Annotated in this window: 1 pseudogene; it reads right to left on the bottom strand. The window is 37.4% G+C overall.

Annotated features, from left to right (window positions below):
• Positions 1–305: pseudogene (locus tag OQH61_RS09490) on the bottom strand (methyl-accepting chemotaxis protein); the annotation flags it as partial.

Below are 305 nucleotides of genomic sequence, written 5' to 3'. Positions count from 1 at the left end.
AATGTAACTATCAAAGACACGATTAATCTCTGGTAAGTCTTTCCCAACAGCATTGCCTATAAGTTCTAAAAGGTCATTGATAGAATCTCTTAAATGATTGAGCTGTGGATTATGTCCTTTAAGCTCAATGAGTGTATCAGCGTGTCCTTGTTTGGCTCTTTCAATAACTTGGAGGGATTGTGCTACAAGGGCTTGGTCTTGCTCTAAACCAACTTTAGTCTTTTGGATATTATCATTAATAGCATTACCCATTTCACCTAACTCATCTTGAGCAACAATTTTAAGAGGTTGTGGTGCTTCTTTGC

It is taken from the genome of Helicobacter sp. MIT 21-1697 (assembly GCF_026241255.1).
GTDB lineage: Bacteria > Campylobacterota > Campylobacteria > Campylobacterales > Helicobacteraceae > Helicobacter_C.
Note: the sequence above shows the minus strand (reverse complement) of the source record. Positions and strands in the feature narration are given on the sequence as shown.